The organism is Streptomyces sp. NPDC006332 (assembly GCF_040612855.1).
Classification (GTDB): Bacteria; Actinomycetota; Actinomycetes; order Streptomycetales; family Streptomycetaceae; genus Streptomyces.
Window position 1 is genome coordinate 26031 of the sequence record NZ_JBEXRA010000031.1, and the last position, 19943, is coordinate 45973.

Annotated in this window: 17 protein-coding genes; 8 read left to right on the top strand and 9 right to left on the bottom strand. The window is 70.1% G+C overall.

From position 1 onward, the window contains the following. Position 1: 1 nt before the first annotated feature. Both ABZ027_RS25940 and ABZ027_RS25945 read right to left on the bottom strand, forming a co-directional pair. Entirely contained in the window at positions 2 to 952 is a 951-nt protein-coding gene (locus tag ABZ027_RS25940) for a sugar ABC transporter permease (protein ID WP_356772314.1), read from the bottom strand. Further along, positions 949 to 2235: a sugar ABC transporter substrate-binding protein gene (locus ABZ027_RS25945; protein WP_356772316.1), complete on the bottom strand. Its 1287-nt coding sequence runs from the start codon at positions 2233 to 2235 to the stop codon at positions 949 to 951. Before ABZ027_RS25945 ends, ABZ027_RS25940 begins: the two co-directional genes overlap by 4 nt. Positions 2236 to 2475: 240 nt before the next feature. Between ABZ027_RS25945 and ABZ027_RS25950 the strand changes: the two genes are divergently transcribed. Then, on the top strand, positions 2476 to 3102 hold the full coding sequence (locus ABZ027_RS25950; protein ID WP_356772318.1) for a TetR/AcrR family transcriptional regulator: 627 nt from the start codon (positions 2476 to 2478) through the stop codon (positions 3100 to 3102). Positions 3103 to 3188: 86 nt separating this feature from the next. On the opposite strand, the gene ABZ027_RS25955 is transcribed toward ABZ027_RS25950, so the two are convergent. Further along, the gene (locus tag ABZ027_RS25955; RefSeq protein WP_356772320.1) at positions 3189 to 3860 is read right to left on the bottom strand and encodes a hypothetical protein; all 672 of its coding nucleotides are present in this window, start codon (positions 3858 to 3860) and stop codon (positions 3189 to 3191) included. Positions 3861 to 3972: 112 nt separating this feature from the next. On the opposite strand from ABZ027_RS25955, the gene ABZ027_RS25960 reads away from it, so the two are divergent. Beyond that, positions 3973 to 5508, top strand: a complete 1536-nt coding sequence (locus ABZ027_RS25960) for a hypothetical protein (RefSeq protein ID WP_356772322.1) — start codon at positions 3973 to 3975, stop codon at positions 5506 to 5508. A gap of 148 nt (positions 5509 to 5656) precedes the next feature. Here ABZ027_RS25960 and ABZ027_RS25965 read toward each other — a convergent pair whose 3' ends face one another. Beyond that, complete coding sequence (locus tag ABZ027_RS25965) at positions 5657 to 6583, bottom strand: hypothetical protein (protein WP_356772324.1); 927 nt, start codon at positions 6581 to 6583, stop codon at positions 5657 to 5659. Between the two features lie 282 nt (positions 6584 to 6865). Between ABZ027_RS25965 and ABZ027_RS25970 the strand changes: the two genes are divergently transcribed. Beyond that, positions 6866 to 8398, top strand: coding sequence for a glycoside hydrolase family 43 protein (locus ABZ027_RS25970; RefSeq protein WP_356772430.1), 1533 nt, complete (start codon positions 6866 to 6868; stop codon positions 8396 to 8398). Positions 8399 to 8533: 135 nt separating this feature from the next. Here the strand turns inward: ABZ027_RS25970 and ABZ027_RS25975 are convergent, their stop codons facing one another. Then, a complete protein-coding gene (locus ABZ027_RS25975; protein ID WP_356772432.1) occupies positions 8534 to 9562 on the bottom strand; it encodes a LacI family DNA-binding transcriptional regulator in 1029 nt (342 codons plus the stop codon). Between the two features lie 302 nt (positions 9563 to 9864). Between ABZ027_RS25975 and ABZ027_RS25980 the strand changes: the two genes are divergently transcribed. From ABZ027_RS25980 to ABZ027_RS25995, 4 genes are all read left to right on the top strand, one after another. Continuing rightward, positions 9865 to 11622 carry a cellulase family glycosylhydrolase gene (locus ABZ027_RS25980; RefSeq protein ID WP_356772326.1) on the top strand — a complete coding sequence of 586 codons (1758 nt, stop codon included), beginning with the start codon at positions 9865 to 9867 and terminating at the stop codon, positions 11620 to 11622. A 195-nt stretch (positions 11623 to 11817) separates the two neighbouring features. After that, positions 11818 to 12312 carry a MarR family transcriptional regulator gene (locus tag ABZ027_RS25985; protein ID WP_356772434.1) on the top strand — a complete coding sequence of 165 codons (495 nt, stop codon included), beginning with the start codon at positions 11818 to 11820 and terminating at the stop codon, positions 12310 to 12312. Between the two features lie 203 nt (positions 12313 to 12515). Continuing rightward, positions 12516 to 13322 carry an MBL fold metallo-hydrolase gene (locus ABZ027_RS25990; protein WP_356772328.1) on the top strand — a complete coding sequence of 269 codons (807 nt, stop codon included), beginning with the start codon at positions 12516 to 12518 and terminating at the stop codon, positions 13320 to 13322. Positions 13323 to 13327: 5 nt separating this feature from the next. Continuing rightward, a complete protein-coding gene (locus tag ABZ027_RS25995) occupies positions 13328 to 13750 on the top strand; it encodes a nuclear transport factor 2 family protein (protein WP_356772330.1) in 423 nt (140 codons plus the stop codon). Positions 13751 to 13877: 127 nt separating this feature from the next. On the opposite strand, the gene ABZ027_RS26000 is transcribed toward ABZ027_RS25995, so the two are convergent. The 4 genes from ABZ027_RS26000 to ABZ027_RS26015 form a co-directional block, all read right to left on the bottom strand. Next, a complete protein-coding gene (locus tag ABZ027_RS26000) occupies positions 13878 to 15272 on the bottom strand; it encodes an MFS transporter (protein WP_356772332.1) in 1395 nt (464 codons plus the stop codon). Positions 15273 to 15700: 428 nt separating this feature from the next. Next, positions 15701 to 16891, bottom strand: coding sequence for an MFS transporter (locus tag ABZ027_RS26005; RefSeq protein ID WP_356772334.1), 1191 nt, complete (start codon positions 16889 to 16891; stop codon positions 15701 to 15703). Between the two features lie 63 nt (positions 16892 to 16954). After that, positions 16955 to 18016 (bottom strand): CU044_5270 family protein, encoded by a 1062-nt coding sequence (locus ABZ027_RS26010; protein WP_356772336.1) that lies wholly within the window; start codon positions 18014 to 18016, stop codon positions 16955 to 16957. Further along, positions 18013 to 18618 carry an RNA polymerase sigma factor gene (locus ABZ027_RS26015; RefSeq protein WP_356772436.1) on the bottom strand — a complete coding sequence of 202 codons (606 nt, stop codon included), beginning with the start codon at positions 18616 to 18618 and terminating at the stop codon, positions 18013 to 18015. The genes ABZ027_RS26010 and ABZ027_RS26015 overlap by 4 nt, the downstream gene beginning before the upstream one ends. Before the next feature lie 396 nt (positions 18619 to 19014). On the opposite strand from ABZ027_RS26015, the gene ABZ027_RS26020 reads away from it, so the two are divergent. After that, positions 19015 to 19815 carry a hypothetical protein gene (locus ABZ027_RS26020; RefSeq protein WP_356772338.1) on the top strand — a complete coding sequence of 267 codons (801 nt, stop codon included), beginning with the start codon at positions 19015 to 19017 and terminating at the stop codon, positions 19813 to 19815. Positions 19816 to 19943: the final 128 nt, after the last annotated feature.

Genomic DNA, 19943 nt, shown 5'->3' on the forward strand with positions numbered 1-19943 from the left:
GTCAGGCTTTCGCTCGAAAGATTCGGAATTGGACGACGCTCAGCAGCGCGATGGCCGCCACGAGTACGTACGAAGCGGCGGAAGCCACCCCGTAGTTGCCGAAGCCGAATTGCTGGTAGGCGTAGTAACTGATCGATGTGGTGCTGTCCAGGGGACCGCCGCTCGTCATGACGAACGGTTCTTCGAAGAACTGCAGGTAACTGATGCTCAGCAGGACGGCGACGACCAGAGTGGCGGGCCGGAGCAGCGGCAGGGTGACACTGCGGAAGGCGCGCCATTTCGAAGCGCCGTCGATGCGTGCGGCCTCGTGCAGTTCGGCCGGCACCGACTGGAGTCCCGCGAGGAAGATCACCATGGGGATGCCGAAGTTGCGCCACACCGCCATGATGATGAGCGCGGGCATCGACCAGTCGGGGTCGTTCAGCCAGTCCGGTCCGCTGATTCCCACTGCGGAAAGCGCGGAGTTGACCACCCCGTCCGGCTTGTAGAGATACCGCCAGACGACGGCCACCGCCACGATGCTGGTGACCACGGGAGCGAAGTAGGCCACGCGGAAGAAGCCCTTGGCGCGCTGGATACCGGAGTTGAGAGCGACGGCGACGGCGAGCGCGATCACCATTGTCGAGGGGATTCCCACGACGACGAAATAGAGCGTGTTGAGGCCGGCCCGGACGAAAGTGGGATCCGCGAACAGGGTGGCGTAGTTGTCGAAGCCCACGAAGTTGACGCTGAACGGCGTGCGTACGTCCCGGCTGGTGATGTCGGAGACGCTCATCGACAGGGAGGAGAGGACCGGCCAGAGCCCGAAGGCGGCGAACAGCACGACGAACGGGGAGCAGAAGGCCCAGGCGATCAGTGTGTGGCGGCGGCGTTGCGAGGCGATCTGCGACGCCGCCGTCCGTCGCCGGGGGGCGCCCCGGTGCGGAGCGGTTTCCACGGACGCGGACGTCATCGCGGGCCTCCGGTTCCGATCGTCGACGCCTTCGCCTGGATGCTTCGCAGGGCCGCCTTCGGCGAGGTGACTCCCTTGGCCACCTTCTCGGACTCGGCGTCGACCACCGCGGTGACCTGCTTCCACGTGGTGACGTTCGGTCCCGGCTGCGCGGTCTTGAGCTGAGACCGGAAGACGGCCAGGAAGGGGTCGGTCGCCAGTTCTCCCTGGTTCCAGGACGACTGCACGGCGGGCAGATCTCCGGAGATGTCGTACCACTGCTTCTGTACGTCGGGCTGGGACATCCACCGCACGAACTTCCAGCCCCCGTCGCGGTTCTTGGCGTCCTTGAACACGGCCCAGTGACCGCCGCCGATGTAGCTCGCGTTGGACTTCGGCCCGGCCGGCAGCGGGGCGATTCCGACCTTGTCGCCGACGAAGGACGCCCCTCCGGCCGACTTGAGCAGGCCGGTTTCCCACGGGCCGGAGATGAGTGCGGCGGTGGAACCGGCGACGAACTGCGGCTCGATCTCCCCGAGGCTCACCGGACCGTTCCGGCTGGCGAGTTTCGAGGTGAAGAAGGACTGGTAGAACTTCAGCCCCTTGAGCGCCTCCGGGGTGTCGAAGGTGAACTTGGTCCTGTCCCCGTTCATGACGCCGGCCCCGGCCTGCCACATGAAAGGCAGCACACCCTGCCAGGTCGACGCCGCGCCGGTGGGCAACGACAGGCCCCACTTGGCGCCCTTCTTCTGGAGCGCCGCGAGGAAGGTGGGGTACTCGCTCCACGTCTTCGGCGCGGACACCCCTGCGGCCTGTGCCATGTCCTTGCGGTAGTACAGGGAGCGGGTCTCCACGTACCACGGGACGGCGTACGCGGCACCGTCGACGGTGGCGCTCCGGACGGCACCGCTGTAGAAGGCCGACGCGTCGACGAGCTTCGGCGGGACCTGGTCCAGCCCGCCCGTGGCGGCGAAGTTCGCGAGGTCGGCGGAGCCCACCAGGGTGGCGTCCGGGGTGTCTCCGGACGCGATCGCCGTCTCCACCTTCTTGGTGTAGTCCTGCCAGGGAACCGCCGTGACGTGCACCTTCGCGTCCGGGTTCTTCTTCTTGAAGCCGGCGACGAGCTTGGGCAGGAGCTCACCCTCGGTTCCCATCGCCCAGACGGATATGTCGCCGGTGGCCGGCGAACCGTCGATGGGCGCACCCGCGGAACCCCGGTCGGTTCCCTTATCGGCGCGGCCGCAGCCGGTCAGGATCAGCGTGGCGGCCACACCGCCGACCAGAACCTTCGAAAACTTTGTCATGAACACAGTTGCTCGTTCCTCTCCACCCGATCGATGCGTGAGCGGCAAATCCGCACGCAGTGGTGCAGGTGAGCGAGACCGTACTGCGAAACCCGAACGAGTGCCATACTTTCGACCGACGAGAAGGCATCTTCACGATCGCTGCACCCGTCCGAGCTTGTGCACGGCGGATCACGGGGACGGAACGGATACGACGGCGACGCGGCCGGAGACGGTCGCGGCCGCCATAGGGTTGGTGTCATGACTGAAGAGACGGCGGCTCGCCCGACCACCCGGAGGGGCCCGTATGCCAAGAGCGCACGACGCCGGGCGGAGATCGTCAGCTCGGCGACCTCCGTGTTCGCGGCCCGGGGCTACCGGGGCGGGTCGCTGCGCGAGATCGCGAAGCAGCTGGACATGAGCCTGACCAGCGTGGTGCATCACTTTCCCAGCAAGAGCGAGCTCCTCGTGGCCGTCCTCGAGACCACCGACTCCGCCAGCATCGAATCCTTCGAGTCGGACACCCGGGGACGTGGCGTGACCTATGCCGTCCTGCGGTACGTCCGCCGCAACCTCGAACGGCCGGAGATGCTGAGGCTTCTCGCCCTCATGGCCGCCGAGGCCTCGGCTCCGGACCACCCGGCGCACGAGTGGTTCCGTGACAGGTACCAGAGGACCATCGAAGGCCTCGCCGTCGCCGTACGCCGGGACCAGGACGAGGGCCGCATCTCCAACACCAGGGACGCCGAACGCATCGCGGGCGCCCTCGTCGCGGTGTGGGACGGGCTTCAACTCCAGTGGCTCATCGACCCGAGGCGTGACCTGGTCGCCGGGATGTCGGCCGCGTTGGAGGACCTTCTGGGTACTCATGCCGCACGCGACACATAGCCCGCTCCCGGTCGGGCGTGCCGCGACCGCGGTCCTCGGTGGTCAGCCGTGCCGACCGCGCGCCGGACCGGGCATGGACGGCCGGCTCAGCGTCCCGGCCGCTTGAAGTGGGCGTAGGGCGGATACGGCTTGAAGCAGATCATCACCTCGAAGGGGTGCCCGCCGCCCGGCGCCTGGACCAAGGTCGGGAGTGACGACATCAGCGCAGAGTGGCCTTCGGCGGCGCGCTTGTGGCGCGGGCCCCAGCCCGCCGCATAGGCGAAGTCCATGGCGGTCTCGGCGAAGACGTCCCGGCTGCCGAACAGGAAGAACGTCCGGGCGTGGGTGGCGTGCCGCAGCTCGTCCCGGAAGCCGGCATGCTCCCAGCGCTCTCGCCAGGAGGCCGCGTCCCGGGCGGTGCGGGCCTCGTCGGTGCGGACGGTCAGCGCGGGGCCGTTCACCAACTTGCGCCGCAGATCGGGCCACTTGCTGGGGCGCAGGCCGAGCGTGTGGTGGGCCAGGACGAGGTCGACCGGCTCACCGAACCCCTCGTCGGGCGGGACGCCGTCGCGCAACGGCACGTGGACGATGGTGTTCCGGGAGTAGGCGGCGAAGGAGAACAGGCCGGCCAGCCGGTTCAGCCCGTCGTGGTCGCCGAGCAGCAGGCCGATGGGTTCGGGGGCGGTCAGGGAGGTGTGGCGAAGCGGCTGTCGGGGCTGGACGACACGATGCTCGTACGGCCCGGTCCGGGGCCTGAACTGGCGCAGCCTCAGCCGCATTTGACGTACCTCATCGCCTCAGGATCGGGGCGGCGCGTCTGTTCGGCAACCGAGATTCCGCCACCGTCAAAATTCTGAGCCGATCGGTCACGGTCCCGGCAGGATGCCCTCTGTGAATCATCTCCTGTACGGGCTCGCCGCCAATACGGCCCTTTCGTCCGAGCTGGTCGACCGGCTGATCGCGGTCGCCGACGAGGACATCGCCGTCAACCTCGTCGGCCGGGCGGACCTCAGCCACGCACAGGCGGTCGCGTTGTTCTCACGCGTCGAGGAGAGGGGTGTGCCGCTCGCGTATCAGGGCCTGCTGACTCCCGCCGACGTCGATCCCGCGGCTCAGCCGCTCGTCGCCCTGGCCATGCTCGACGAGCAGACCGGCAGACCGGAGTGGGCGCGTCTCCTCGCGACCAGTCCGGTCCTGGCGCACCGGAAAAAGCTGGCTGCCTGCCCTGGTCTCCCGGCCGACGTGGTGGAGGCGCTCGTCGCGGACCCGGACGTATGTGTCGTCGCGGAGCTCGCGTGGTGGGCCACACCCGACGTGGCCGCCACGCTCGCCGGACATCCGCATGCCGAGGTCCGGCTCACGGTGGCCGCCAACGAGGCGACACCCCCGGACGTACTGGCGGCGCTCATCACCGGCGAGGGGCTGCCCGCGGCGCGGCGATGCCTGGTCTGCGACCGGGAGACGACACCGTTCGTGCACGAGCCGGACTGCCCGTGGCCCGACTGCGAGTTGCGGCCGGGCGCCTCCTGCGACGGGTCCCACGAGTCCACCACGCACGACATACAGCGGGCCGCACTGCACAACCCGGCGACGCCCACCGAAGCAGTCGTCGGCTTCGCGGACCACCCTTCGCTGCTCCTGCGCTGGGCGCTCGCCGACCGCCCGGACCTGCCTCCGGAGGTGTGCGCCCGGCTGGCCGCGGACCCCGCTCCCGGTGTCCGCGCCGACCTCGCCGAGAACCCCGCGATCGACGACGCGCTGATCCGCACGCTGGCCGACGACCACGACCACGACGTGCGGCGCGGGCTCGCACACAACCCTCGCGTGCCGCTCGACGTGCTCACCCGCCTGGCCGGCGCCCTCAGGATCGGCGCCGCGCTGCTGCCGCGGATCGCCGCCGCGTCTCCCGCGGAGGTACGGCAGCTGGCCCAGTCGCCGAACCCGGACGCGCGCGTGCTCGTGGCCCAACGACGCGATCTGCCGCCTGAGATCCGCGACGCGCTGGCCTGCGACGCCGACGCGAAAGTGGTCAAGTCCGTCGCTCCGCACCCGGGCCTCAGTGAGGCGCGGTTGCGCGCCATGGTCGACCGATTCGGTGTCCAGGTCCTCACCAGGGTGGCGACCAATCCGGACGCGAGCCCTGCACTCCTGGAGGACCTGACCCGGCACGAACGGGCAGCGCGGAGGGCGTTCCGCGAGATCGCCCGGCACCCGAAGGCCACGGCGCAGGCTCTGCTCGCCTGCTTGACGGACCCCCGGGCGAGGCATCTGGCCGCCGGCCATCCGGCACTGCCGCCGCCGGTCATCGTGGGACTGCTCGACGACGCCGACGGGCAGGTGGTGGAAGCAGCGGCAGCCAACCCGTCCCTGCCACCGGCCGTGGCGGCGGACCTGGTGCACCGGCTGGGTGCCCTGCCGTCCGAGTGAACGGCTCACCGTCGCCTGTTGTGCGGCTGAGCGCTGTCGTGTGCGAGCGGCATGGTGGCGCGCGGCGTGCAGATGCGAAGGCGCGATCGCGTTCCGTCGATGTGCCGCCGCAGCCGTCAGGCCGGAGCGCAAGTCGCCGCATCAGGTGTCATCTGACGGGACCGGCCAACCGTTCGACCTCCCGCGAGGCGTCCCGCGCCGCTCGTTCGGCCCTGGCCACGGCGTCAGCCGCCGCCCGGCACCGTTTCTCAGCCGCCTGCTGTTCCTGCTCGGCCTTCTGGGATTCCTCGCGTGCCTGGCGCAGCTGGTCCTCGGCCGCGGTCACCTGCTGGCGGGCCTGGTCGCGCCGGTCGCGGGCCTGCTCCATCGACGCGTCAGCCTCCTCCTGTTCGGCGCGCTGCTGACGAAGCCGCTGGTCGGCGGCTTTGGCGGACTTGCGGACCTGCGTGAGTTGTTCCTGCCTCTGGCGGCGACGCTGGGGGAGTTCTTCCTTCGCCCGCGTCCCCGAAGACGGCGGCGCGGTCGGCGCCCGGGTCGGTTTCGGGGGCGCGCCTGTGGCGGCGGCGCTGGACGGAAAGTCCGCGGGCGGGGTGAGGGCGCTCTGCAGTCGGCCGGTGGCCCATAGGTCCGCCGCGTCCTGATCGGCGAGCACAGCCTGCAGAGTGGATGCGACCTCCTGTTGCGCCGCGTCCGACAGCGGATGGCCGGCTTCGCGGGCGAGTGCGGCAGCCTGCCGAGACAGGGTGGAGACGATGCTCCGCCGCTGTTCGGACAGGTTCTTGACGCCGTCCGCGTCCAGGGTGCGGTATGCCTCACGCAGCGCCCGCCCCAGTTCCAGGAACCGTCGACTCGCCACCGGCTGCGAGCGCAGCAGCACGTTCGCTGCCCAGGCCGCGAGTGTGGGCCGACGAGCGGCATGGATCAGGCGGGCGTCGTCCACCCGCCCTTCCGTCCTGGCCTCGGCGGCAAGCTCTTCCCGGCGGGGTACGAAATGGGGTGGCGGCGTCGCATAGAGGTCGTCCAGAAGCCTCTGAGCGTCGTGTCCTCCGCTGTCCCGCACGCCCTTACGGTTCATGACCATCAGATTCCACCGGGGCGGTCCGTCACGCACCTCGGGCGTCCATGTCGAAGCGCTTCGATTCCCGCCCTCCCTGTTCATCCCATATCCATAGCTCATTGACACGGCGCAACCGACGTGGAACCTTTCGAAGCGCTTCAACAGTTTCCGGCTTCCAAGGGGTTGCCCGCTGTGAGTACCGCATCAGTGCCCGCCGACCTGCCCGTACCGGGCACCGGCGACCCCGCGGGGACGGTTCCCCGTGGCGCACTTCTCCCGACCACACCCCTCAGGACGGACATGGCGTTCTTCGACAACCCCGTCATACCCGGTTTCAGCCCCGATCCGAGCATCTGCCGGGCCGGTGACGACTACTACGTGGCCACATCCAGTTTCGAATACGTACCAGGCGTACCGATCTGGCACAGTCGCGACCTGGTGCACTGGCGCCTGATCACCAACGCCCTGGACCGGCCCTCGCAGCTCGCGCTGCCCGACTCGGCGCCCTCCTCCACGGGGGTGTACGCGCCCACACTGCGCCACCACGACGGCCGGTTCTGGCTGATCACGACCGTCGTCGCGGGGGCGGGGACCGTCCTGGTGACCGCGGAGGACCCCGCCGGCCCGTGGTCGGACCCGGTGCCGGTCGACGTACCGGGCATCGACCCCGACCTCGCCTGGGAGGAGGACGGGACCTGTTGGTGCGTGTTCTCCTCGGGTGGCATCCGCGGGGTCCGCATCGACCCGAAGTCCGGCGAACTGCTCGGAGAGCCGGTGCCGATGTGGTCGGGCAGCGGGCTGCAGTATCCCGAGGGGCCGCACCTGTACCGGGTCGGCGACTGGTGGTACCTGCTGCTGTCGGAGGGCGGCACCGAACGCGGCCACGCGCTGTCGGTGGCCCGGGCCCGTACGCTGCCGGGGCCGTTCGAACCACACCCGGCCAACCCGGTTCTGTCCCACCGCAGCACCGACCATCCGGTGCAGAACACCGGCCACGGCGACCTGGTGCGGGCGGGCGACGGCACGTGGTGGATGGTGCTGCTGGGCACCAGGCCGCGCGGCGACACCCCGGGGTATCACGGCATGGGCCGGGAGACGTTCCTGGCGCCGGTGCGGTGGGAGGACGCATGGCCACTGCCCGGACCGCTGGAACTGCGTGCGCAGGCACCGGCACTGCCACCGCACCCCTGGCCGCAGGAGCCGGACCTGGACGACTTCGACTCCCCCGCGCTCGCGCCGAGTTGGGTGTCGCCGCGACGGCACGACCCCGAGGCCGTCCGTCTCGACGAGCGGCCGGGGCACCTGGTGCTGCACGCCCGCGCCGACAGCCTCGACACGCCCGGCGCACTCTTCGTCGGACGACGGCAGCGCGACGCCGACTGCACCGTGCGCACTCTCGTCGAGGTCATCGACGGCGGCCGGGGCGGACTCGCGGTGCGGCTGGACGAGGCACACCACTACGAGGTGGAGGTGAGTGACGGCACGGTCCGGGCGATCGCCAGGATCGGCCCGCTGCGTCACACTGTCGCCGAACGGGCGAGGCCCTCCGGCCCGGTGAAGCTCCGGATCGAGGTCACGACCTCGGATGTCCTGCCGCCCACGGTCACCTCCCGCGTCCCCGGGTCCACTCCGCCGCCCGGCCTGCGCGTCGGCGGCCCCGACACCCTCCGCCTGGGTTACGAGACGGAGGGCGGCGACTTCGAGGTCCTCGCCGAACTCGACGGCCGCTACCTCACCACCGAGGTCGCCGGCGGTTTCACCGGCCGGGTCTTCGGCATGTACGCCACGCGGGGAAGCGCGGCCTTCGACTGGTTCGAGTTGCGGCCCGCCTGACGGGCACGCTCCCGCCACATGCGCATGAGGTCCAGGTCGCCGGTGGCGACGTGCCGGGCACCTACCTACCGACGTGATGGAAACTTTCTCCTTTTCGAGGGCGACAGTTTCCTCCGGGTCTCGACGCGGATCGGATCAGTTCTTCGGCGGCGCGGTGCTGGCGCGGACGGTCAGGGTCGTCCCGATCTCCAGTCGAGCCTGCGGGGTGCTCTCGCCGCGGCCGAGGGCGAGAGCCATCTCGGTCGCCGCGACCGCCATCTCGGTCAGGGGCTGGTGGACGGTGGTCAGCGGCGGATCCACCCAGGCGACCACCGGCAGGTCGTCGAAGCCGACCACGCTCAGGTCCTCAGGAACGCGCAGTCCGGCCTCGCGCGCCGCCTGGTAGACACCGAGCGCCTGGAGGTCGTTGGCGGTGAAGATCGCGGTCGGGGGCTTCGGCAGGGCCAGCAGGGCACGGGCCGCGGCGCAGCCGTCGTCGCGGGTCAGGCCGGCGTGCGCGACGAGCTCCGGATCGAGCGGCAGGCCCGCGCTGTGGAGCGCGGAGCGGTAGCCGTCCAGTCGGGCGCAGCAGCACAGCACGTCCTCGGGCCCGCTGATCATCGCGATCCGGCGGTGGCCCAGTTCGGCCAGGTGACGGGTCGCGGCCCGGCCTCCCGACCAGTTGGTGGCACCGACGAAGGGGACGTCGTCCGGCAGCTCGACGGTCGGGTCGAAAACGACGAACGGAATGCCTTTCGCCCTGAGTTGCTCCCGCTCGGCCTCGGACAACTGAGCCACGGACAGGACGCAGTCGGGGCGTCGGGACACCGTGTCGTCCCAGGTCGTCGGAGTGGTGTCGTGCAGACCGAACTCGGAGACCAGGACTCCTACGCCGTGCTGACGGGCCACCCGTTCCACGCCTCGGATGATCTCCACCGCCCACATGCTCTCCAGCTCACGGAAGACGAGTTCCACGGTGTTGCTGCGACTGGCCCCCGCGGGTTTGCGGTAGCCGTACCTGTTGACCAGTTCCTCGACCCGGGCACGGGTGTCCGCCGACACCCCGGACCGGCCGTTGATCACCTTGGACACGGTCGGGACGGACACCCCCGCCGACTCGGCGATGTAGGCGATGGTGACCGGCCGGGTCGCGTCACCGCCTCGCGGGCGTTCCTGATCTGCCAGCCCGTCAGTTCCGCGGTCCGCCAAGGTCGTCTTCCCCCGTCACCGGCCCCATCTCGCCCACCGGTTCGGGCGGTGAACGAAAGCGGGCCGAACAAGTCACCTGTGTGTACGGCAGCATTCTGGCACTCCGCCTGGCCGGACAGGTAGCTAACGGCACGTCCCCTTGTTACATTCACCGGCGCGATCGACGAAAGTTTCCTCCGTCGAAGGTTCGACTCGTGAGGGTCGCGCGTCCGACTCCGGCTTCAACTCGGTACCGCCTGCAAGCTTTTCGCTGTCCCCCACCGTGGAAGGCGCACCTGATGACGAGACTGGCCAGACTCCTTGCCCGGCGACGCGGATCCTCCCGGCCCGTCCGGCGGCTCGCGGCGTTCGCCCTGGTGATCGTCCTGCTCCCCCTGGCTCCGACCGCCGCACACGCCGATACACCGTCGTCGGCGTCGGCGTCGGCGTCGGCGTCGGCGGGTTCCCCCGCGGCCCGAAGCGCGGTGGCCACCATGCAGCCCGGCTGGAACCTGGGCAACACCTACGACGCCATCCCGGACGAAACGTCCTGGGGCAACCCGCCCGTGACCCGGGCACTTCTGAAGAAGGTCAAGTCGCAGGGGTTCAGGAGCATCCGGCTCCCCGTCACCTGGGGCACCCACCAGGGCGCGGCGCCGAACCATGCGATCGACGCGGCCTGGATGGCGAAGGTCCGGCAGGTCGTCGACTGGGCTCAGGCCGAGGGCCTGTACGTCCTGCTCAACATGCACCACGACTCGTGGATGTGGGTCAACCAACTGCCGGCCGACCATGACGCCGTCCTCGCCAGGTACGACGCGACCTGGACCCAGATCGCTGCGGCGTTCCGCGACACCTCACCCAAGGTGGTCTTCGAGAGCATCAACGAGCCGACGTTCAGCGGCACTTCGGGCGACGAGGAGAACTACCGGCTGCTCAAGGAGCTCAACAGCGAGTTCCACCGGATCGTCCGTGCGTCCGGCGGCAAGAACGCCACCCGGCTGCTCGTACTGCCCACCCTCTACACCAACGCGGACCAGTCACGGCTGGACGCGCTGGCCGCCGAACTGACCGCCCTGAACGACCCCATGGTGGCCACGACCATCCACTTCTACGGGTTCTGGCCCTTCAGTGTGAACATCGCCGGGTACACCCGCTTCGACGCCACCTCGGAGCAGGACCTCACCGGCACCTTCGACCGGGTCTACAACACCTTCGTCGCGCGCGGCATCCCGGTCATCATCGGCGAGTACGCCCTGCTCGCCTACGACCACAACCGCCCCGGCATCATCGAGCGGGGCGAGCAGCTCAAGTACTTCGAGTTCCTCGGTGACCACGCCCGCCGGCGCAAGCTCACCACCATGCTGTGGGACGCCGGGCAGTTCCTGAACCGCACCACTCTGCAGTGGCGCGACCCGGAGCTGTTCGCGCAGATCAAGTCGAGCTGGAGCACCCGTTCGGGGACCGCCTCCAGCGACCAGGTGTTCCTGTCGAAGTCGAGCGCCATCACCAGTCAGACGCTCACCCTGAACTCCAACGGAACCAACTTCCAAGGACTGTGGCACGCGGGTCGCGAACTGGCCGAAGGCAGGGACTACACGGTGTCCGGCGACCGGCTCACCCTGATGGCCGCCGCCCTGACGAGGCTGGCCGGAGAGCGCGCGTACGGAGTCGAGGCAACCCTGGAGGCCAGGTTCTCCCGGGGTGTCCCGTGGCGGATCGACGTGATCACGTACGACGCCCCGGTGCTGTCGGACGCCGACGGAAGCACCGGTGCCTTCGCCATCCCCACCCGGTTCCGCGGTGACGTCCTGGCCACGATGGAGGCCCGGTACGAGGACGGAAGCAACGCGGGCCCCGCCGACTGGACCCCCTACCAGCAGTGGGACACCGCCTTCTCGGCGTACACCGGCGACGCCATCAAACTGACCCCCGAGTTCTTCAACGCGGTCAAGGACGGCTCGCGCGTCACCCTCACCTTCCATTTCTGGAGCGGCGCCACGGTGACCTACCAGGTCACCAAGTCCGGCACCTCGGTGACCGGCAAGGCCGCCTGACCACACCCGCGCGGCCCACCCGGCCGGCCGGAATCCTGCCTCGGATCCCGGCCGGCCTCGGCGTGCCCCAGGGGCGCGCCCCGATCAGCGAAGATCAGCGAAGATCGGCGGTGATGCGGTACCGGCCGGACGCGAGGCCCACGTCAGGGCATGATCGGTACGGTGACACCGGGACGACGAAGGGGCGGCGAGACCGTGGGCGAGCAGGCGGGGATCAATACGGCGAAGGAGGCCGCGGACGACAAGCTGATCCTGGCGTTCGGACGGCTGCAGGGGGCGGCCAACCGGCTGGAGTACATCCTCGGTCGGGCGCTCGAGGAGGAGTGCGGGATCAGCCACCTCATGTTCGAGGTGCTGCTGATTCTCGGGCGGGCGGGCGCGCCTGGCCTTCCGATGCGGGCCATCGCCCAGGAGCAGGTCCTGACCACGGGCGGCGCCACCCGGCTCGTGGACCGCATGGAGGCGGCGGGACTTGTCGCGCGTGCCGAGTCCCCGGACGACCGGCGCGGAAAGCTGGTGCGGCTCACCGAACTGGGCGAAACGACGACCGTGCGCGCTTCCCGGGTCCACCTGGAGAACATCGAGCGGTACTTCGTACAGCCCGTTCCGCCCGAGGACCGCGAGCGGTTCGCGGAGGACCTTCGCATCCTCAGCCACGCGGCTCGGGACCTGCTGCCCCGCCTTCCCTGACCTGCGTCCCGTCGACGATCTGATCCGACGACGTCACCCGCAATCCTGTGGCCCACGTCACACCCCCTCGAGAAATATCTGACACGTCAGTTACTGTTCTGTCAGGTGATCGCTCGCGGGTGACACCGCCTCCCCCAACCTCCTCCCCCGGCGTCCCCGCCTCGTACTGATCCGTTGTCCCAGTCCCCCGCGCAGGAGCCCCCATGAGCACGCTCTCCTTCAAGGTCCTCGACCTCGACTTCCCCGCCGGCGTCAAGAACAAGACGGCCACGCTCGTTACCGGTGAGAGCGAGGCACTTCTCATCGACGCCGGCTTCACCCGGGCCGACGGCCACCGGCTGGCCGCCGAAATCCTCGACTCCGGCAAGAAGCTGACCACCGTCTACGTCAGCCATGGCGACCCCGACTTCTACTTCGGGGCCGAAGTCCTCGCCGACGCCTTTCCCGACGCCGTCTTCGTCGCCACCCCGATCGTCATCGAGCACATCCAGCACTCCTACGAGGGCAAGCTCAAGGCCTGGGCGGCGCTCGGGGCGAACCTGCCCACCCGTCTGGTCGACCTCACCCCCCTGACCGGCGACCTCACCCTGGAAAGCCACCGCTTCGAACTCAAGGGCGGCCCGGCTGATCTGCCCGACCGCCACTACCTGTGGCAGGCCGGGGCGCGCGCCCTCCTCGGCGGCGTCCTGCTCTTCCAGCAGGAGCACGTCTGGGTCGCCGACACCCCCACCCCCGACGACCGTTCCGCCTGGGTGCGGCTGCTGGACGAGATGGCCGCCCTCGACCCGCAGTTGGTCGTCCCCGGCCACCGCCTGCCCGACAGCCCGGCCGACGCTTCCGCGATCGCCGCCACCCGCGACTACCTCCTCGCCTTCGAGGAGGAACTCGGCAAGGCGGCCGACGGTGCCGCGCTGACCGAAGCCCTGGTGCGGCGCTACCCCGACCACGGCATGCTGATCGCCGCGCAGATCGGGGCGAAGGTCGCCAAGGGCGAGATGAAGTGGGGCTGACCACCATGACCTCACCGAGCGCCGACTTCGCGACCTCCACCGCCCCCGCCGACGTGGTACGCCGTCAGTACCTGGCCTCGGCGGCCGGCGACCTGGCGGCGCTGCGCGCCACGCTCGCGCCCGACGTGGAGTGGACCGAGATGGCCGGCTTCCCGCTCGCCGGCACCTACCGCACGCCCGGCGGTGTCACCGCGAACGTGATGGAGCGTCTCGGCAAGGAGTGGGACGACTGGATCGCACACGACGACACCTACGTCGTCGACGGCGAGAACGTCGTGGTCCTGGCCCGCTACACCGCCACCAACAAGGCCACGGGCAAGGACATCGCCGTACGCGTCGCCCACCACTTCGTCGTACGCGGCGGGCTGATCGTCCGCTTCGAACAGTTCGTCGACACGGCACTGGTGCGCGAGGCCATGACGAGCTGATCAGCCGGGCGGCGCGGGCGCGGCAGTCGCCTCGTCGATCGGGCCGCTCCCGCCGGGCCGGGTGAACGACTGGGCACCCAGCCCGGCGGGCCCGCGCCCGTACAGCGCCACAAGCTCGGCCCGGCGTCTACCGGCCGTCCACATCGGCCACCGACGACGTGTTCGCACTGTCCGCGACACGGCGGGCACGGACGATGCCCCATCCCACCAGACCCGCGGCCAGGACGGTGAGCGCGAGGCCGGCCCAGGTGACCGCCTCGCGGAACTCCGAGGTCTGGTGGGGGCTCCAGTGGGAGGTGGCGATGTCGCCGGTGAAGAACGCGGCGAGGATGGTCCCGCTGACGGCGACGCCGATTCCGGTCGTGACCTCACTGGCGGTGTCCACCAGCGCCGCTCCCGTGGTGGTGCGGTCGGCCGGGAGACCGCGCATCACGTTGGTCCCGGCGACGACACCCACGACGCGCATACCGGCGGAGACGAGCATGAGGGCGAGGGCGATCCACACGTACCCGAAGCGGCCCAGCAGCCCGTAGACGGCGAGCCCGCACACCACGGCTCCGGCGCTGAGCCAGGCGGCCTTGTCGAGACCGACGCGCGTGACCAGTGGACCGATCAGAGCGCCGCCGGCGATGAGGACGACGACCTGCGGGGCCATTCCCACAGCCGCTCGGGCGGGCGTCCAGCCCCAGTCGAGCTGGAGCTGCAGGGTCACGAGGTAGCCGAGGCCGGCGGTGGCAAGGCCCGGGGCGGCCTTGAACGCCAGGCCGCTCGACACGAGTGGGCGAGCGACGAGTTCGAGGTCGAGCAGCGGACAGCGGGCGGAGCGCTCGCGGAGGACGAACAGCACCGCCACCACCATGGCCGCCGCGGTCGTCAGCCACGGCATCGGCGATGCGGCGCCCACGTCGACGAACAGCGTCGGTGCGACCAGCGTGAGCACGATCGTGGCCGTGCCGAGCAGGGCGCCCGCGCCGTCGATCGGGTCGCGGTGCAACTCGTCCGCCTTGTCGGCGGGGATGCCGTGTCGAATGCCGATGAACGCGAGTGCGGCGATCGGCACGTTCACCAGCAGCAGCACCCGCCACGGAGCGAACGCGAGCACGAAGCCACCTGCCGTGGGTCCGATGGCGAGTCCGACCAGGCCCACGGTCGAGATCAGCGTCGTCGCACGGACCCGCAGCCCGTCATCGTCGAACAGGCGGAACGCCAGGGCGAGGGAGCCCGGCGTCGTCATCGCGGCCGCGACGCCCATCGCCGCGCGGATCGCGATGAGCTGCTCCGCCGTGGTGACGAGGGCGGTCGCCAGACTCGCCACGCCCAGCAGCACCAGCCCGACCAGCATGACCTTGCGGCGACCGACCCGGTCGGCGAGCGCGCCGAGGGCCAGCATCAGCCCGCCGAACACGACGGCGTACACGCCCGTGACCCACTGCAGCACGGTCGCTGACGCCGACAACTCGCGGCCGATGGTCGGCAGTGCGACGTTGAGGATCGAGTTGTCGAGCATCTCGAACAGAAACACCGCTGACAGCCCCGCGAGGGCTACCCCCGCTTCACGCAGGGAGCGCGGCGAACGGGAGGCTTCGGGCGGAGCGCCCACTTGCTCGACAGCTTCATTACGGCGGACAGTCACTACGCACTCCTTCGATGTGAAGAAGTGGCGGCTCGTCCGATACCGCGTATGCGCGTGTGACCCCTGCTCCGTCAAACGGCGTCGATGCCCGGCAGTGAACACACGTTTTTACTTCCAGTGCTACGACACTACACCGGGTCCGGTGACCTCCGCGCGGTGCTGGACCCCTTCGGAGCCGTGCTCAACGCCCGCACCGGACTGGCCGGTTGGCGACAAGCGGCCAGGAACGAACAACGTTGTGCCGGGGACGCCGACGCTGATGCCGCCGAGTTCGACGGGCCGGGCGGGCGTGCGGGAGCCGCCGTGCACGTACGCGCTCAGGCCCTCGCTCCTACCGGCCGTCGGCGCAGGTAGACGACCGCGATCGAGACCAGGACGGCCATGCACGCGATGAACACCAGCCCGGCGCCCTCCAGGCCGATCGGGCCGGTCAGTACCCCCACACCGATCACCGGTACCGAGATGCCCGCGTACGCCACCACGAACAGGGTCGAGATCACTGCCGCGCGGCGGTCCGCGGGAGACGCCCCGGCCACCGCGGACAGCGCACCGCGAAACGACAGCCCCTGCCCGCACCCGCCGACGATCGCGCTCAGCACCACCAGCGACAGCAGGTCCCATCGCAGCGCGCCCGCGAGCAGCGCCAGTCCGGCGAAGAGCCCGGCGCAGCCCAGCGGTAGTGATCGTCGCGTGCCGACCCTGCCGACCGCCAGTTGCCCCGCGGTCGAGGCGAAGAAGGCGAGCGCGACGACGAGCCCACTCACGGCGTGGTTGTCCACGTCCAGGGACCGCGCGAGGAACGCCGGGCTGACCGACGTGAACACTCCGAACAGCGCGAAGCCCACGAACGAGGCGATCGCCGCGGGCCCGAACACCGCCCGCACCTGCGACGGCACGCCCGGACGCTGCGGCCGTACGGCGGTCAGTGGCCGGGTCCCGTGAACGGTCTCCGGCAGCCACAGCAGGACCGCGACCGAGGCGGCCACCATGGCGAGGTGCACGGCGAACGGCAGGTACAGCGGCCAGACGGCGTACTGCGCGAGCACTCCGGCGAGCAGCGGGCCGCAACCGAGCCCGCCCATGTTGGCGGCGGTCGCCACGAACGTGGCCCGGGATGTGCCGCCGTGGGGCGCCAACTCGATCACGTACACCGTGGCGGCCCCGGTGAACAGGCCGGCGGACAGCCCCGACAGCAACCGCCCCGCGTACAGCCAGCCAAGGCCGGCGGCACAGAGGAAGCAGACCGCGCTCGCCGCCGCGAATCCCAGGCCGGTCAGCAGCACCGGCCGCCTGCCCACGGCATCCGAGACGTTGCCGGCCAGCAGCAGCGCGCCGATGACCCCGAAGGCGTACACGGCGAACACCACAGTCACCGTCAGCTCGGAGAACCCGAACTTCTCCTGGTAGAGGCCGTACAGCGGGGTCGGCAGCGTGGTGCCGACCATGCACACGGCGAACACCGCCCCACTCAGCAAACACTGGCGCCACCCTCGGCGATCACCGTCCATGCCGCAGACGGTAACCCCGCACGTCACGCCGGCCGGCCCGGCAAGCCGTCGGCAGGGAAGAGATCAGCCCTGCCGCTCGTCCTGTGCGTGCTGTGCGTCGCGGGGCCGCCGGCCGACCGCGTCGACGACGGCGTGTTCCAGTTCGGCCGAGCTTTCCAGCAGCGCACCGGCCTTCGCGTAGGAGGAGTCCTTGGTCAGATAGGTGCGGGAGCCGAGGAAGGAGAAGTCCTTCTTGTCGAAGACCCACTCGGTACGGAGGCCGTAGCGGGTGTCGTCGCGGGCGATGCCGAGGCCCTTGCGGCCGATCGCGTCGTGGGCCTGCGGGGCCGGGGTGACTCCGGGGATCTTCGCCGCGGCCCGGTACAGGGCGGCCGCCGTACGGGGCGGCATCACCCCACCGAGCAGGGCACCGATCTCTTCGAACACCGCCTGGTCGCGTTCCCGGCTCTCCGCGACCGGGGTCTGTGCGTACAGATAGGCCAGCAGCTTGTCAGGGTCGGTGGGCAGGGTCCTGAGCCAGTGGTAGGTGGGCCGGCCGAGCCCGGCCGGTGTGCCGTTGGTGTCACCGAAGTTGGCGTTGATGCGGATGTCGGTGCCGTCCTCCCGGATCATGCCGAGTGTCCGCAGGGGCCCCGGTTCCTGCGCGATCCACTCCTCACGGTCCACCAGCGGACCGAGGACAGCCTTCCCGCTGGTCAGGTCGGCGCCGTTCTCCTTCTCCCTGGTGTAGACGAACTGGTCGTCGCGCACCGTGAGGTCGGGGCGGGTCTCCGTGGCGTCGGAGATCCGGTCCAGGAGTGCCGCGGCGGGCTGCATGTCGGTGGCCGCACGGTGCGACGCGGTCCCGGCGGGCCCTCGGTCACCGCCGGTCAGGGTGATTCCCACGGTCACCGCGCACGCCAGCGCCAGGGCGGTCGCAGGCGCCAGTACCGCAGGTCGCAGCAGCCTGCGCGCCGGTCGGGGACGGGTGACCTGGTCATGGTCGATGTGGTGCATCAGAAGGTCCTTGTGACGAAGGTGCTGCTCGTGCGGAAGGTCCCAGTCGGCGGGCGCCGGCAGCAGGCGGGCGATCTCGTCGCGGTCGCCGTGGCGCTCCGGGGAAGCCCCCGTGGCCTTGTCGTTCATGTGAGCTCCTCCCGTACGGGCAGGGCCGCGATCGCGGCCGCACTTGTCATCTCTCCGCGGGCAGTGGGTGGTTCCCGGTCTTCTGCTGCGAGCCGGGCGAGCTTCTTGCGGGCACGTGACAGCCGGGAACGTACGGTTCCGACGGCGATGCCCAGGGCTTCGGCCGTCTGCTGGTAGTCGAGCCCGGACCACACGCACAGGGCCAGCACCTCCCGCTCCTGGCGTCTGAGTCGTCCCAGGGCAGCCTGGACGGAGCGCAGGTACCGTGCGTCGTCGATGCGTGCGACGGTCCGGGGCGCGAAGTCCTCCTCCACGCGTGGCTGCGGTTGACGTGCCAGGAACAGTTGTCGTCTGCGTACGCCACGGCGGGCGTTGTCGGCCTTGTGTGTGGCGATGCCCAGCAGCCAGGGCAGCAGGGAGCCGCCCTCCTCCAGCACGCGTTCGCGGGTCCGCCACGCGGTCAAGAAGGTGTCGGACATGACCTCCTCGGCCGTCGACCAGTCGCCGGTCAAGCGGAGCCCGTGGTTGTACACGGCGCGGGCGAACTCCTCGTACAGCTGGGCGAACGCCTCACGGTCCCCCTCCCGCACACGGCGGCGCACATTGTCTTCTGAATCCCTCACGACCACTTCTCTCCGCGACACGGGAGGAGTTCCTGTGGCCTGCGTCACCCAGTGGTGTCACCGTTACGGTCTCCGTCGCCACCTGCCGAGGGATCCTCGCACACCGGCCCGCTTGCGCCCCGCCCCATGGCTTTGGCCATGGCCCGCCGGGCAGTTGGACGACTCACATCATTGGGGTCCCACCAACACCCGCAGAGGACTGATGTCAGTGCGGAGACCTGCGTGCGGAGAACAACATGCTCTTGTTGTCCGTACTATCGCTACGACAGGGCACTGCGCCTTGTATGTGACTGCCGCGCCGCAGTGATCGTCCGAGACACATTCATGCGGCAGTCCTTCGAATCCGGCCTCGAGCCGAGGAAAGGTTGTGCACCCATGTCGCAGAACGCCTCAGTCACCGAACTGACATCGCAGTACACCGCTCAGGTCGCCGCCGACCTGGAACGCAACTCCAAGGAGCAAGAACGCATCGGTGGGGAAATCGCCGCGTTGCAGGAGCAGTTGGCCGCGCTCCAGCGGGACCACGCGGTGCTGACCAACATCCAGCAGGCGATCGGCACGCCTCCGGTGTCCGCCGGGTCCGTGGCACCGTCGGACAGCATCGCGGTGCCCGCTCCCCGTAAGAGGGCGGCCACCGGGTCCGGCGCGGGCAAGCGGGCGGGGGCGAAGAAGACCGCCACTCGGGCCGGTCGGGCCACGGCCGGGAAGCCTGCTGAGGAGAAGCCGACCGCGGGCAAGGCGGCCGCGGGGAAGGCGGCCGCGGGGAAGGCCGCTGCCGGGAAGCCGGCCGCCGCGAAGTCAACTGCGGGCAAGGCGACCGCCGCGAAGTCGACCCCCGTCAAGTCGACTGCCGTCAAGGCGGCCGCCGAGAAGCCCGCGGAGAAGGCGGAAGCCGCGAAGTCGGCCCAGCCGACGCTTGTCGACCTGGTCCGTCGTCACCTCGCCGAGCAGAAGGAGCCGCGCTCGGCAGCGGAGATCACGACTGCCCTTGACAAGGCCCACCCTGAGCGCGCCGTCAAGACGACCGTGGTGCGCACGACACTCGAAGGGCTGGTTGCCAAGAGCCAGGCGCAGCGCTCGAAGCAGGGATCCTCGGTCTTCTACACCGCCCCCGACGCGCCGAAGCAGGCGGCACCGAAGCAGGCCGAGGAGAAGCCCGCGCAGGCCGACGCATAACCGACGCACCGCACAGTGCCGCACCTGACCGCGTCGTGGGGCTTCCGCGCCTCCGTCGCGCTCGACGACGTCGCCGCCGCGGTCACGCAACTCGACCGCGCGGTCGGCCAGTTGGGGACGCCCGGCGT

Excerpts from the sequence above, each read along its gene's own strand:
- ABZ027_RS25940 (WP_356772314.1), bottom strand. The coding sequence starts at position 952 with ATGACGTCCGCGTCCGTGGAAACCGCTCCGCACCGGGGCGCCCCCCGG.
- ABZ027_RS25945 (WP_356772316.1), bottom strand. The coding sequence starts at position 2,235 with ATGACAAAGTTTTCGAAGGTTCTGGTCGGCGGTGTGGCCGCCACGCTG.
- ABZ027_RS25950 (WP_356772318.1), top strand. The coding sequence starts at position 2,476 with ATGACTGAAGAGACGGCGGCTCGCCCGACCACCCGGAGGGGCCCGTAT.
- ABZ027_RS25955 (WP_356772320.1), bottom strand. The coding sequence starts at position 3,860 with ATGCGGCTGAGGCTGCGCCAGTTCAGGCCCCGGACCGGGCCGTACGAG.
- ABZ027_RS25965 (WP_356772324.1), bottom strand. The coding sequence starts at position 6,583 with ATGAACCGTAAGGGCGTGCGGGACAGCGGAGGACACGACGCTCAGAGG.
- ABZ027_RS25970 (WP_356772430.1), top strand. The coding sequence starts at position 6,866 with ATGGCGTTCTTCGACAACCCCGTCATACCCGGTTTCAGCCCCGATCCG.
- ABZ027_RS25980 (WP_356772326.1), top strand. The coding sequence starts at position 9,865 with ATGACGAGACTGGCCAGACTCCTTGCCCGGCGACGCGGATCCTCCCGG.
- ABZ027_RS25990 (WP_356772328.1), top strand. The coding sequence starts at position 12,516 with ATGAGCACGCTCTCCTTCAAGGTCCTCGACCTCGACTTCCCCGCCGGC.
- ABZ027_RS25995 (WP_356772330.1), top strand. The coding sequence starts at position 13,328 with ATGACCTCACCGAGCGCCGACTTCGCGACCTCCACCGCCCCCGCCGAC.
- ABZ027_RS26005 (WP_356772334.1), bottom strand. The coding sequence starts at position 16,891 with ATGGACGGTGATCGCCGAGGGTGGCGCCAGTGTTTGCTGAGTGGGGCG.
- ABZ027_RS26010 (WP_356772336.1), bottom strand. The coding sequence starts at position 18,016 with ATGAACGACAAGGCCACGGGGGCTTCCCCGGAGCGCCACGGCGACCGC.
- ABZ027_RS26020 (WP_356772338.1), top strand. The coding sequence starts at position 19,015 with ATGTCGCAGAACGCCTCAGTCACCGAACTGACATCGCAGTACACCGCT.